Origin of the sequence: Thalassobaculum sp., assembly GCF_040219615.1 — a bacterium.
GTDB lineage: Bacteria > Pseudomonadota > Alphaproteobacteria > Thalassobaculales > Thalassobaculaceae > Thalassobaculum_A.
On the sequence record NZ_JAVJSE010000013.1, the window covers coordinates 399,813 to 411,948 of the forward strand.

The following is a 12,136-nucleotide window of genomic DNA, read 5'->3' on the forward strand; positions in this document are numbered from 1 at the left end:
GCCGGGGAGGCGGGCGTGGACTGGTACCTGGTGACGAAGGCGCTGCACGTGATCAGCGTGATCGCCTGGATGGCCGGCATGCTCTACCTGCCGCGGCTGTTCGTATACCACGCCGAGGCGGGGCCGGGCACGCCGCAGGCCGAGACCTTCAAGGTGATGGAGCGCCGGCTGCTGCGGGCGATCATGAACGCGGCGATGATCGGAACCTGGGGATTCGGGATCGGTATGCTGGCGCTGACGCCGGCCTGGCTGTCCGACGGCTGGCTGCACGCGAAATTGACGCTGGTTGTCCTGATGACCGTGGTGCATCATCTGTTCGGCCGTTGGCGCAAGACGTTCGAGCGCGACGGGAACGTACGGTCGCCCAGGTTCTACAGGGCCTGGAACGAAGTACCGACCCTGTTGATGGTCCTGATCGTCTTCCTGGTGGTCCTGAAACCCTTCTGACGCGACTTTGTATACAGAACTCCGTGATTGACAACGTGTCCGGCTTTCGGTAACGCGTTTAAAAAAACCCGCCACAAGGCGGTGGCAGCTCCTTCCGGAACAACTCGCGTCGACACGACACTGGCCGCCGGCCGGTGAGACCGGCAGAACCGAAGCGCCGAGTCGTTCCGCCAATCCATAAGCTCGGATAAAATGAATCTTCAGGAACTAAAAGCCAAGTCACCCGCCGATCTGCTCGCCTTCGCGGAAGAGCTGGAGATCGAGAACGCCAGCACCCTGCGGAAGCAGGACATGATGTTCGCCATCCTTAAACAGCTGGCGGACAACGATGTCCCGATCTACGGGCAGGGCGTGTTGGAAACCCTGCCGGATGGCTTTGGTTTTCTTAGATCGCCAGAATCGAATTACCTGCCGGGCCCGGACGACATTTATGTCTCGCCGAGCCAGGTGCGGCGCTTCGGGCTGCGCACCGGCGACACCGTCGAGGGCGAGATCCGTGCCCCGAAGGACGGCGAGCGGTATTTCGCGCTGCTGAAGGTCAACTCGATCAACTTCGAGGATCCGGAGGCGGTCCGGCACCGGATCAACTTCGACAACCTGACGCCGCTGTATCCCGACGAGAAGCTCAGTCTCGAGGTTCCGTTCAAGCCCGAGAACAAGGAATACACGACCCGGGTCATCGACCTGATCTCGCCGCTCGGCAAGGGCCAGCGCGCGCTGATCGTGGCCCCCCCGCGGACTGGCAAGACCGTGATGCTGCAGAACATCGCGCACGCGATCGCCGAGAACCATCCCGAGGTCTACCTGATCGTCCTGCTGATCGACGAGCGGCCGGAGGAAGTGACCGACATGGACCGCTCGGTGAAGGGCGAGGTGATCTCCTCTACTTTCGACGAGCCGGCGACCCGCCACGTCGCGGTCACCGAGATGGTGATCGAGAAGGCCAAGCGCCTGGTCGAGCACAAGCGTGACGTGGTCATCCTGCTGGATTCCATCACCCGCTTGGCGCGTGCCTACAACACCGTGGTGCCGTCGTCCGGCAAGGTGCTGACCGGCGGTGTCGACGCCAACGCCCTGCAGCGCCCGAAGCGGTTCTTCGGCGCCGCCCGGAACATCGAGGAGGGCGGCTCGCTGACGATCATCGCGACCGCGCTGATCGACACCGGCTCGCGCATGGACGAAGTGATCTTCGAGGAGTTCAAGGGGACGGGCAACTCCGAGATCATCCTGGACCGCAAGCTGGCGGACAAGCGCACCTTCCCGGCGATCGACATCACCCGCTCCGGCACCCGCAAGGAGGAGCTGCTGGTCGACAAGCCGACGCTCTCGAAGATGTGGGTGCTGCGCCGGATCCTCATGCAGATGGGCACGGTCGACGCCATGGAGTTCCTGGTCGACAAGCTCAAGCACTCGAAGAACAATTCGGACTTCTTCGACGCCATGAACTCCTGACGGCCGGTATCCGGCCTGCGGATGCAGAAAGGGCGGGCCTTGCGGCCCGCCCTTCGCGTTTCCGGATCCGGCCGAGTGCGGGTTACGGCAGGATCACCGTCGAGCCGGTGGTCTTGCGGCCCTCGAGGTCCTGGTGCGCCTTGACGATGTCGGCCAGGGCGTAGGTCTGCTCGATGTTGATCCTGACCTTGCCCGACTTCACCGCCTCGAACAGGTCGGCCGCCATTTCGGCGAGGCCTTCCTTGGTGGCGCTGAAGGTCATCAGGGTCGGGCGGGTGAACACCAGCGAGCCCTTCTGGGCGAAGATCCCCAGGTCGACCGGCGGGATCGGGCCCGACGACTGGCCGAAGCTGACCATCATGCCGCGCGGCCGCAGCACGTCCAGCGAGGCCGGCCAGGTGTCCTTGCCGATCGAGTCGTAGACTACCGGGAGCTTCTTGCCGCCGGTGATCTCCAGGGTCTTCTCCACGAAATTGTCGCGGGTGTAGATGATCGGGTGGTCGCAGCCGTTGGCCTTGGCCAGTTCGGCCTTGGCGTCCGAGCTGACGGTGCCGAGCACGGTGGCGCCGAGGGCCTTGGCCCACTGGCAGACGATCAGGCCGACGCCGCCGGCGGCGGCGTGGATCAGGATCGTGTCGCCCTTCTGCACCTTGTAGACCTGACGGATCAGGTACTGCGCCGTCATGCCCTTGAGCATCATGGCCGCGGCGGTCTTGTCGTCGACCCCGTCCGGCACCTTGACGATCTTGGCGGTCTCGATGTTGCGGGCCTCCGAATAGGAGTTCGGCGGGCCGGCCGCATAGGCGACCCGGTCGCCGACCGCATAGTCGGTGACGCCGCTGCCGACCGCGGCCACCGTGCCGGCGGCCTCCATGCCGACGCCATGCGGCAGCGGCAGCGGGTACAGGCCGCTGCGGTGGTAGGTGTCGATGTAGTTCAGCCCGATCGCGGTGTGCCTGATCTGCACCTCACCGGCGCCGGGTGCGGCCAGGTCGACATCCTCGAGCTTCATGACCTCGGGGCCGCCGGGCTGGTGGAAACGGATCGCCTTGACCATGGTCCTAGTCTCCCAGTGGACGTCTCTGTATGGAAGTGTTTGCGGGCACGGTTCGTCTTGTGGCGCCGAAACTAGGGCGCCGCCGGGCACTCGGAAAGACCCGGCGCGGCACGGCAGTGCTGCTGCGCCGGGAGTGATCAGCCGAGATGCGCGGCCAGGAAATCCCGGGTGCGGCCGTTGGCGAGCTCGGCCGCCGCCTGGTCGTAGTGCTGGCCGCCGACCCGCGCGAAGGCGTGGTCCTGGCCGGCATAGACGTGCACCGTCGCCTTCGGGTGCTTCTCGAGCGCCGGCACGAACCTGGCCTGGGCCTCCGGCGGCACGAAGCCGTCCTTCTCGGCGACATGGCAGAGATAGGGCGCCGAGATGCCGCCGGCCTCGCCGATCAGCTCGTCCAGCCCGACCCCGTAGAAGCTCACATTGGCGTCGGCATCGGACCGGCTGGCCATCAGGTAGGCCAGCTTGCCGCCCAGGCAGTAGCCGACCGACCCGGCCTTGCCGGTGCATTCCGGCATCGCGCGGACGTGGCCGAGGGTGGCGATCAGGTCCTGGACGCCGGTATCGACGTCGAACTTGCCGAACAGATCGAAGGCCTTCTGCCACTCGGCCTCGCTCTTGTCGGTGATGTCGACGCCGGGCTCGATGCGCCAGAAGATGTCGGGGCAGATCGCCACATAGCCCTGGGCGGCGTAGGCGTCGGTCAGGTCGCGCATGACCTTGTTGACGCCGAAGATCTCCTGGATGACCACCAGGCCGGGGGCCGGGGTCCTGGCGGGCATCGCCACATAGGCCTGGAACGATCCGCCGTCCTTGGCCTTGACGGTCACGTTGGGCATGGCTGCCTCCCTCTCGCGGTCGGTAACGGGGAAGCGGAACCCTAGGACGGCCGGTCGGCGGGCGTCCAGGCCGCGATCGCCCCGGTCAGAACAGCCGGGCCTGGCCGCGTTCGAAATCCAGCAGCCACTGCTTGGTGGCCACGCCCTCGGCACCGGAGAATCCGACCAGCTTGCCGTCGGAGCCGACCACCCGGTGGCAGGGCACGACGATCGGGATCGGGTTGCGGCCGCAGGCCCCGCCGACCGCCCGGGCCACGCCGCCGGTCAGGGCCGCGAGGTCGCCGTAGGTGCGGGTCTCGCCGCACGGGATTTCGCACATCGCCATCCACACCGCGCGCTCGAACAGGCTTCCGCCGCGAAACCGGATCGGGATGTCGAAGGCGGTCAGCCGGCCGGCGAAATAGGCCTCGAGCTGGGCCGCCGTTTCACGTGAAACACTGTCCTCGTCGGGGCTTTCCAGGATCGTTCCGGGAGCGATCCAGCCGATCCCGACGATCGCCTCGCCGTCGCTGACGACGCGGACCCGGCCGGTCGGGGTATCGATGTCGCTTGCGGCCATGGAACTCCTCCTCGGGCGCTCGGCCGGGACCGGTGGCTGGTCGCTGGACCATCGGCGACCGTCGCAGGATGTGCTACCCGGTCCTTGCGCGGCATCGATGCTCCCTCGGGCAATGTAGGATGCCGCGGCGCCGGGCCAAACCGCAACCGGCTGGACGGGAGGCTGACGAGGAACCGATGTCCATGGTGGAAGATCTGCCGGTGAATGCCACGGACGACACCATCGCCGCCCTGGCGACCGCGCCGGGCCGGGCCGGGATCGCCGTGCTGCGGATCTCCGGGCCGGTGGCGGCGGCAGCGGTCCGGGCCCTGGCCGGACGGCTCCCGGAGCCGCGCCGGCTGTCGCGGGCGCGACTGCGCGACCCGGACACCGGCGAGACCCTGGACGACGCCCTGATGGTGCTGTTCCCGGGCCCGGCCAGCTTCACCGGCGAGGACGTGGCCGAGCTGCACCTGCATGGCGGCCGGGCGGTCACGGCGGCGGTCCTGGGCGCCGTGTTGCGGCGGCCGGGGGTGCGACCGGCCGAGCCCGGGGAGTTCACCCGCCGGGCCTTCCTGAACGACCGGATCGACCTGACCGCGGCCGAGGGCATCCTCGACCTGGTCGACGCCGAGACCGACGCCCAACGCCGCCAGGCCCTGCGCCAGGCCGGCGGCGGGCTGGCGGCGGTGACCGAGGCCTGGCGGGCCGGGCTGGTGGCCGCCATGGCGCGACTGGAGGCCTGGATCGACTTCCCCGACGAGGACCTGCCCGCCGAGGTGGTCGGCGCGGTGCTGGACGGCCTCGACGGCCTGGCCGCCGCCCTGGATGGGCACCTGGCCGACGCCGGCCGTGGGGAGCGCCTGCGGGAAGGCCTGCGTATGGCCATCGTCGGCCCCCCGAATGCCGGCAAGTCATCCCTGCTCAACTGGTTGGCAAAGCGCGATGTAGCGATCGTCAGCGCGACCGCGGGGACGACCCGGGATGTCCTGGAGGTATACCTGGACGTGAACGGCTATCCGGCGACCGTCGCGGACACCGCGGGGCTCCGCGAAACCGCCGATTCGGTGGAGCTGGAGGGGGTTCGCCGGGCCCTGGCGCGGGCCGAGGAGGCCGATCTGCGGCTGGTGGTGGTCGACTGGGGCGCCGGGGAGGGCGACCGGGCGGCGGTCGCGCGCTGGCTGGACGGTGACGCGATCGCGGTGGCCAACAAGATCGACCGCGGCGGTGAGCCGCCGGAACCCTGGATTCCGGTATCGGTGACGACCGGACAGGGGCTGGAGACGCTGCTGGCGCGCATCGGGGCGGAGTTGGAGGCCCGCATGGGGCTGCGCGAGGCGCCGGCGTTGACCCGGGCCCGGCATCGCAGCGCCGCGGAGGAGGCCCGGACCGCGGTCCGGCGGGCCGCCGAGGGTCTGCGCGGCGGCCTTCCGCTCGAACTGCCGGCCGAGGACCTCCGCCTCGCGGCCCGCGCGCTCGGCCGGATCACCGGCAAGGTCGATGTGGAGGAGATCCTGGACGCGATCTTCCGGGAATTCTGCCTCGGCAAGTGACCCTTCGCGGCCCGGCGCGGAGCGCCGGGCGCCTCAGGACGACAATGTTACTGCTCTCGGAAGCACATCCTGAGGTGCTCGCCGCTCCGCGGTGAGCCTCGAAGGATGTTTCACGTGAAACAATGCGGTCCGGCTTTGACAGGCCGGGGCGGAGTCCGTATCTCCTGGGCATGGTCGGGCAGGGCACAGCTTCGGGATACGACGTCATCGTCGTGGGCGGCGGTCATGCCGGTTGCGAGGCGGCGGCGGCGGCGGCGCGGATCGGCGCCCGTACCCTGTTGCTGACCCACCGGATCGACAGCATCGGGGCGATGTCCTGCAATCCCGCGATCGGCGGCCTGGGAAAGGGTCATCTGGTCCGGGAGATCGACGCGCTCGACGGCATCATGGGCCGGGCGATCGACCGGGCCGGCATCCAGTTCCGGGTGCTGAACCGCTCGAAGGGCCCGGCGGTGCGCGGCCCGCGCGCCCAGGCCGACCGCAAGCTGTACAGGCAGGCGGTCGCCGCGATCCTGGCCGAGTACCCGACCCTGACCGTCGAGGCCGGGGCGGTCGAGGACCTGATCCTGGCCGGCGGGCGCTGCGCAGGGGTGCGTCTGGCCGACGGGGCCGAGCGCCGGGCCGGTTCGGTGGTGCTCACTACCGGCACTTTCCTGCGGGGCGAGATCCATCTGGGGGAGGAGCGAACCCCGGCCGGCCGGGTCGGCGACGCCCCGGCGGTCGGGCTGGCCCGCACCCTGGAGGCGGTCGGCTTCCCGCTCGGCCGGCTGAAGACCGGGACGCCGCCGCGACTGGATGGCCGGACCGTCGACTGGGCCGGGCTGGAGGCCCAGCCGGGCGACGATCCGCCCGAGCCGTTCTCGACCCTGACCGACCGGATCACGGTGCCGCAGACCGTCTGCCACATTACCTATACCAGCGAACGGGCGCATGCGCTGATCCGGGCCAACCTGCACCGGGCGCCGATGTATTCCGGGCAGATCAGCGGCACCGGGCCGCGATACTGCCCGTCGATCGAGGACAAGGTGGTGCGCTTCGCCGACAAGCCGCGCCACCAGCTGTTCCTGGAACCGGAAGGCCTGGACGACCACACGGTCTACCCGAACGGCATCTCGACCTCGCTGCCGCGCGACGTGCAGGACGCGGTGGTCGCCGCGATCCCCGGCCTGGAGCGGGCGCGGATCCTGCAGCACGGCTATGCCATCGAATACGACTATGTCGACCCGCGGTCGCTCGCCGCGACCCTCGAGACCCGGCTTCTGCCCGGCCTGTACCTGGCCGGCCAGATCAACGGCACCACCGGCTATGAGGAGGCGGCGGCCCAGGGCCTGATCGCCGGCGCCAACGCCGCCCTGGCGGCCGGCGGGGGTGGCCGGATCCTCGGGATCGACCGGGCCGACGGCTATATGGGGGTGCTTGTCGACGACCTGATAACCCGGGGGGCGCCCGAACCCTACCGGATGTTCACCTCGCGGGCGGAATATCGGCTGCGGCTGCGCGCCGACAACGCCGACCAGCGCCTCACCGCGCTCGGGCAGTCGCTCGGGCTGGTCGGCAGCCGGCGCTGGGCGGCCTTCGAGGCCAAGCGCCGGGCCCTGGCTGTTTCACGTGAAACATTGGAGTCGCTGTCCGGGACCCCTCAGGAGCTCGGGCGGCGGGGAATCGCCGTGAACCAGGACGGCCAGCGGCGCCGGGCCTGGGACCTGCTCGGCCATGCGGCGGTCTCGCGGGCGCAGCTCCTGGCCGCCTGGCCGGAGATTGCGGCGGTTCCGCCCGCGATCCTCGACCAGCTCGGCATCGAGGCGCTGTATGCCGGCTATCTCGACCGGCAGGAGGCGGACATCCGGGCCTTCCGCCGCGATGAGGCCCTGGTGCTTCCGGAGGACCTGGATCCCGACGAAATCGGCTCGCTGTCGACCGAGATTCGCTTGATCCTGCGCCGGGCGCAGCCCCGGACCCTCGGCCAGGCAGCCCGACTACCGGGCGTGACGCCGGCCGCTACCCTTGCCCTTCTTCGCTACCTGAAGGGACGGACTTCCCGGACTTCCGGGGCTTCCAGGTCGACGGGCGCGGAATGACGGCGGCCGAGATACAGCGACGACTCGGGCTGGACGACCCGACGCGCGAGCGGCTCGAGGCCTATGTCGCCCTGCTTGCCAAATGGCAGGCCCGGATCAACCTGGTGGCGCCGGCGACCCTGCCGGAGGTGTGGACCCGGCACATCCTGGACTCCGCCCAGCTGCTCCCGTATATGGCCGACCGCCCCGGCCCGGTGCTCGACCTCGGTTCCGGTGCCGGGTTCCCCGGGCTGGTGCTGGCGATTCTCGGCCGCAACGATGTCACCCTGGTCGAAGCCGACCGCCGCAAGGCCGCGTTTCTCCAGGAGGCGGCTCGCGTGACCGCCACCAGGGTCGCGATCGAGGCCTGTCGTATTGAGGCACTACGTCCGATTCGGGCCGGAATCGTGACGGCGCGGGCACTTGCTACCGTCTCGGAGCTACTGCACTACGCCCGGCCATTCACCGACGAATCAACCCTCTACCTGTTCCTCAAGGGAGAGCGCGCCGATACCGAGTTGACTACCGCGCGGGAACGCTGGACCATGAGCGTTGACAAGGCCCCGAGCCTGAGTGACACGCGCGGGGTCATACTCCGATTGGAGGGTGTGACCGATGTCTGACCTGACCTCTTCGGCGGTAGTGGCCCCGCGCATCCTGGCGGTCGTGAACCAGAAGGGCGGGGTGGGCAAGACCACCACGGCCGTCAACCTGGCCACCGCGATGGCCGCCTGCCGCAAGCGGGTGCTGGTGATCGACCTGGACCCGCAGGGCAATGCCTCGACCGGTTTCGGGATCCCGCGCAAGGCGCGCGACGCGGATTCCTACGCGGTGCTGATCGGCGAGGCGTCGATCGCCGCGGCGGCGATCGCCACGGCGGTGCCGGGGCTCGAGATCGTGCCGGCCTCGCCGGACCTGTCGGGCGCCGAGATCGAACTGGTCGCCATGGAGCACCGGGAGTTCCGGCTGCGCGAGGCGGTGGTCCGGCACGTCGCGGCCTCGCCCTACGACTACATCCTGATCGACTGCCCGCCGTCGCTCGGCCTGCTGACCCTGAACGCCCTGGTGGCGGCCGACGCGGTGCTGGTGCCGCTGCAGTGCGAGTTCTACGCGCTGGAGGGGCTGTCGCAGCTGATCCGCACGGTCGAGCGCGTGCGCAAGGCCCTGAACCCGGGGCTGGAGATCCAGGGCGTGGTGCTGACCATGTTCGATCGCCGAAACAACCTGTCGGAGCAGGTCGCCGCCGACGTGCGCGGGCATTTCGGCGACGTCGTCTACCGCACGGTGATCCCCCGCAACGTGCGGATCTCCGAGGCACCGTCCTACGGCAAGCCGGTGATCGTGTACGATACCGCCTGCACCGGGTCGCGGGCCTATCTCGACCTCGCCCGCGAGGTGCTGCAGCGCGAGCGCACGCTCGCCGACGCGGCGTAACCGACGGACCGAGCAGGGACCAACGACCGCATGACAGACGACTCCGCCCGCCGCCGCACCAACAAGCTCGGACGCGGCCTGTCCGCGCTGCTCGGCGACGAGGAGGAGGACCAGGCCCAGCTCGACCGCCTGCGCCAGACCCGGTCGCTGCCGGTCGAGCGGCTGGTGCCCGGGCCGTTCCAGCCGCGCCGGCGGTTCGATTCCGACGAGCTGGCCGAGCTGGCCGAGAGCATCCGCGAGCAGGGCGTGCTGCAGCCGGTGCTGGTGCGGCGCGCGGCCGACGGCGAGACCTACGAGATCATCGCCGGCGAGCGGCGCTGGCGGGCGGCGCAGCTGGCCCAGCTGCACGAGATCCCGGTGCTGGTGCGCGAGTTCGACGACCGCACCGCGATGGAGATCGCGCTGGTCGAGAACGTCCAGCGCCGCGATCTCACCGCGCTGGAGGAGGCCGACGGCTACCAGCGCCTGATCGAGGAATACGGGCACTCCCAGGAGGACATCGGCCGGGCGGTCGGCAAGAGCCGGAGCCATGTCGCCAACACCCTGCGGCTGCTGAACCTGCCGGAGGAGGTCCGCAGCCTGCTCGAGGACGGCCAGCTGACCGCCGGCCACGCCCGGGCCCTGCTGGGCCAGGACGACGCCGCCGAGCTGGCGCGCGAGGTGGTGACCCGCCGGCTGAACGTCCGGGACACCGAGAAGCTGGTGCAGCGCCGGCGCATGGAGCCGGCGGCGGCGCGGCCGCGCAAGTCCAAGGCCGCCGGCCGGGCGCCCAAGGACGCCGACACCCTGGCGCTCGAGCGCGACCTCGGGATCCGGCTCGGCCTGGCGGTGTCCATCGACCACGACGCCGGCTCCGGCGGTGGCGAGCTCATGGTGCACTACGAGGATCTCGACCAGCTCGACATGCTGATCGAGCGTCTGTCCGGGATCTCCACCGGCCGGACCGCGGCGGCGGCGGACGACGGCGGCGGCGCCGAAGGGACGGGAGAGGGTCCGCACTGGTCGTTCGACGACGACGAACAGGACGCCGGTCCCGACGCGAAGGCCGTGGCCGCCGCGCTCGCCGACCCCGCGCTCGCCGACCGCCCCGAGCCCGGAGAAGACGGCGCCGACGAAGACGGCGCCGACGAAGAGTGGGACGACCTGCCGGAAGACGACGACGATCCGCTGGTTCCGAAGGCCTGAGATGTCCGGACGGGCAGGCCGTCAGCGCGCCCGGCGTGCCGCCTGCAGCGCCATCCGGGCGACGTCGATCAGGGCCTGCCCGCATTCCGCCTCGTCGGGATAGCCCGTCGACTTGCAGCGGATCTCGGCCTGTCCCAGGCGGGCCAGGGCCGACGCCAGCGCCGTCGGCGTCCAGCGCGCCACCTGTCGGGTCATCGGCTCGACCGCCTTGAAGAACACCGGCGGGCGCAGCGACTTCACGGCGTCGGCGGCACCCCGCCCGTCGGCCGCCCGGCCGGCCGCCAGGTGCAGGCGCTGGAAGTAGCCCTGGGCCTGGCGCAGGATCCGGATCGGCGACTCGCCCTGGCGGAACGCCCGGTCCAGGCCGGGGATGATGCCGTCGGGCCGGCCGTCGGCCGCCGCCGACACCAGCGCGTCGATCTCCAGCGCGGCGCTGTCGCCGATCGCCTCCATGGCGGTCTCCAGGTCGACGGTGCCGCCCTGGCCGGCCAGCAGGGCCAGCTTGTCGATCTCGATGCGGGTCGCCATGCGGTCGCTGCCGAGCCGCTCGGACAGCAGCTGCAGGGCGTCCGGGGCGATCCGCACGCCGCCGGCCTCCAGGGTCTCGCGGATCACCCGGGCGAGGTCGCGGGCCTCGTCGGCGTAGCAGGCGATCGCCGCCAGGTCGCCGCGCTTGTCCTCGAACAGCTTGCGCAGCCCGGTGCCGGCCTTCAGTTCACCGGCCTCGACCACGATCAGGGTGTCGGTCTCGGGTCCGGCGAAGGCGTTGACCAGCGCTTCCGCGGTCCGGTCCCTGGCGTCGCGCAGCCGCACCAGCCGGCGGCCGCCCATGAGCGATCGGGACGCCGCCTCGTCGGCCAGCCGGGCCGGGTCGGATTCCGCCTCCTCGCCGGACAGCACGGTCACGTTGAAAGGGTCGGACAGGTCGCTGACCACGGTGCGGCCCAGGCGCTCGGCGGTCTCGCGCACCTTGCCGCCGTCCGGGCCGTAGACCAGCACACCGCGGAGCCCGGCCGGCGGCCGCTTCAGGAAGCCGTCGAGCTCGCGCGGCGCGACCTTCATGCGCCGACCTTCATCAGCCGTCGCGCTTGAAGTACAGACCCAGCCGCAGCCGGATGTCCTCGGCGATCTCCGTCACCACCCGGCGGCGGGCGTCCTCCTCGGCCTGCAGCGAGGCGAACTCCGACGAGCTGATCGAATAGCTGGCCCGCCGCGTGACCTGGCCGCGGGCCGCCGGCGCGTCGCTGGCGAGGTCGACCAGCACCCACCGGGCGACGCCGACGTATTTCGCGAAGGTCGCGGTGGCGTCGCGCAGGATCACCAGGTCGGTCTTGGTTTCCTTCAGCGAGACGTCGAGCCGCCAGCGCGGCTTGTCGGGCAGCCCGGTCGGGGTCAGCCGGTCGCGCAGCTCGTTGCGCAGCAGCTGTCCGGACCGATCCGGGATCGGCGGGATGTAGATCTGCTCCATCTGCGGCAGTGCCGCCGCGCCGCCCGCGCTGTGGTTGCCGTACAGCGGCTGGAACCCGCAGCCCGCCAGCGCCGGCAGCAGCATCGAGAGCAGGGCGCGCCGGTCGACCATG

At 70.4% G+C, this 12,136-nt stretch carries 12 protein-coding genes; 7 read left to right on the forward strand and 5 right to left on the reverse strand.

Annotated elements, in window-relative coordinates:
- Nucleotides 1–15: 15 nt before the first annotated feature.
- Both hemJ and rho read left to right on the forward strand, forming a co-directional pair.
- On the forward strand, nucleotides 16–447 hold the full coding sequence (gene hemJ, locus RIC31_RS09395) for a protoporphyrinogen oxidase HemJ (protein WP_350105541.1): 432 nt from the start codon (nucleotides 16–18) through the stop codon (nucleotides 445–447).
- Between the two features lie 192 nt (nucleotides 448–639).
- Nucleotides 640–1,899: a transcription termination factor Rho gene (gene rho, locus RIC31_RS09400; RefSeq protein ID WP_350105544.1), complete on the forward strand. Its 1,260-nt coding sequence runs from the start codon at nucleotides 640–642 to the stop codon at nucleotides 1,897–1,899.
- Between the two features lie 82 nt (nucleotides 1,900–1,981).
- Here the strand turns inward: rho and RIC31_RS09405 are convergent, their stop codons facing one another.
- The 3 genes from RIC31_RS09405 to RIC31_RS09415 form a co-directional block, all read right to left on the reverse strand.
- Complete coding sequence (locus RIC31_RS09405) at nucleotides 1,982–2,956, reverse strand: quinone oxidoreductase family protein (RefSeq protein WP_350105547.1); 975 nt, start codon at nucleotides 2,954–2,956, stop codon at nucleotides 1,982–1,984.
- A gap of 137 nt (nucleotides 2,957–3,093) precedes the next feature.
- Nucleotides 3,094–3,789 carry a dienelactone hydrolase family protein gene (locus tag RIC31_RS09410; protein ID WP_350105550.1) on the reverse strand — a complete coding sequence of 232 codons (696 nt, stop codon included), beginning with the start codon at nucleotides 3,787–3,789 and terminating at the stop codon, nucleotides 3,094–3,096.
- Nucleotides 3,790–3,874: 85 nt separating this feature from the next.
- Nucleotides 3,875–4,348: a methylated-DNA--[protein]-cysteine S-methyltransferase gene (locus RIC31_RS09415; protein ID WP_350105554.1), complete on the reverse strand. Its 474-nt coding sequence runs from the start codon at nucleotides 4,346–4,348 to the stop codon at nucleotides 3,875–3,877.
- Nucleotides 4,349–4,530: 182 nt separating this feature from the next.
- Here RIC31_RS09415 and mnmE point away from each other — a divergent pair, with 182 nt between their 5' ends.
- The 5 genes from mnmE (at nucleotide 4,531) to RIC31_RS09440 (ending at nucleotide 10,556) form a co-directional block, all read left to right on the forward strand.
- Nucleotides 4,531–5,880: a tRNA uridine-5-carboxymethylaminomethyl(34) synthesis GTPase MnmE gene (gene mnmE / locus RIC31_RS09420; protein ID WP_350105558.1), complete on the forward strand. Its 1,350-nt coding sequence runs from the start codon at nucleotides 4,531–4,533 to the stop codon at nucleotides 5,878–5,880.
- A 170-nt stretch (nucleotides 5,881–6,050) separates the two neighbouring features.
- A complete protein-coding gene (mnmG, locus tag RIC31_RS09425) occupies nucleotides 6,051–7,958 on the forward strand; it encodes a tRNA uridine-5-carboxymethylaminomethyl(34) synthesis enzyme MnmG (protein ID WP_350105562.1) in 1,908 nt (635 codons plus the stop codon).
- On the forward strand, nucleotides 7,955–8,560 hold the full coding sequence (rsmG, locus tag RIC31_RS09430; protein WP_350105565.1) for a 16S rRNA (guanine(527)-N(7))-methyltransferase RsmG: 606 nt from the start codon (nucleotides 7,955–7,957) through the stop codon (nucleotides 8,558–8,560). The genes mnmG and rsmG overlap by 4 nt, the downstream gene beginning before the upstream one ends.
- Nucleotides 8,553–9,371, forward strand: a complete 819-nt coding sequence (locus RIC31_RS09435; protein WP_350105570.1) for a ParA family protein — start codon at nucleotides 8,553–8,555, stop codon at nucleotides 9,369–9,371. The genes rsmG and RIC31_RS09435 overlap by 8 nt, the downstream gene beginning before the upstream one ends.
- A gap of 30 nt (nucleotides 9,372–9,401) precedes the next feature.
- Nucleotides 9,402–10,556, forward strand: coding sequence for a ParB/RepB/Spo0J family partition protein (locus RIC31_RS09440; RefSeq protein WP_350105573.1), 1,155 nt, complete (start codon nucleotides 9,402–9,404; stop codon nucleotides 10,554–10,556).
- Nucleotides 10,557–10,577: 21 nt separating this feature from the next.
- Here the strand turns inward: RIC31_RS09440 and holA are convergent, their stop codons facing one another.
- Together holA and lptE are read right to left on the reverse strand one after the other, a co-directional pair.
- Nucleotides 10,578–11,618 (reverse strand): DNA polymerase III subunit delta, encoded by a 1,041-nt coding sequence (holA, locus tag RIC31_RS09445; protein ID WP_350105576.1) that lies wholly within the window; start codon nucleotides 11,616–11,618, stop codon nucleotides 10,578–10,580.
- Between the two features lie 13 nt (nucleotides 11,619–11,631).
- Nucleotides 11,632–12,135, reverse strand: a complete 504-nt coding sequence (lptE, locus tag RIC31_RS09450) for an LPS assembly lipoprotein LptE (RefSeq protein WP_350105579.1) — start codon at nucleotides 12,133–12,135, stop codon at nucleotides 11,632–11,634.
- Nucleotide 12,136 lies beyond the last annotated feature (1 nt).

What these genes read in the sequence shown, in the direction of transcription:
- rho (WP_350105544.1), top strand. Translation starts at nt 640, where the DNA reads ATGAATCTTCAGGAACTAAAAGCCAAGTCACCCGCCGATCTGCTCGCC.
- RIC31_RS09405 (WP_350105547.1), bottom strand. Translation starts at nt 2,956, where the DNA reads ATGGTCAAGGCGATCCGTTTCCACCAGCCCGGCGGCCCCGAGGTCATG.
- RIC31_RS09410 (WP_350105550.1), bottom strand. Translation starts at nt 3,789, where the DNA reads ATGCCCAACGTGACCGTCAAGGCCAAGGACGGCGGATCGTTCCAGGCC.
- RIC31_RS09415 (WP_350105554.1), bottom strand. Translation starts at nt 4,348, where the DNA reads ATGGCCGCAAGCGACATCGATACCCCGACCGGCCGGGTCCGCGTCGTC.
- mnmE (WP_350105558.1), top strand. Translation starts at nt 4,531, where the DNA reads ATGGTGGAAGATCTGCCGGTGAATGCCACGGACGACACCATCGCCGCC.
- mnmG (WP_350105562.1), top strand. Translation starts at nt 6,051, where the DNA reads ATGGTCGGGCAGGGCACAGCTTCGGGATACGACGTCATCGTCGTGGGC.
- rsmG (WP_350105565.1), top strand. Translation starts at nt 7,955, where the DNA reads ATGACGGCGGCCGAGATACAGCGACGACTCGGGCTGGACGACCCGACG.
- RIC31_RS09435 (WP_350105570.1), top strand. Translation starts at nt 8,553, where the DNA reads ATGTCTGACCTGACCTCTTCGGCGGTAGTGGCCCCGCGCATCCTGGCG.
- RIC31_RS09440 (WP_350105573.1), top strand. Translation starts at nt 9,402, where the DNA reads ATGACAGACGACTCCGCCCGCCGCCGCACCAACAAGCTCGGACGCGGC.
- holA (WP_350105576.1), bottom strand. Translation starts at nt 11,618, where the DNA reads ATGAAGGTCGCGCCGCGCGAGCTCGACGGCTTCCTGAAGCGGCCGCCG.
- lptE (WP_350105579.1), bottom strand. Translation starts at nt 12,135, where the DNA reads ATGGTCGACCGGCGCGCCCTGCTCTCGATGCTGCTGCCGGCGCTGGCG.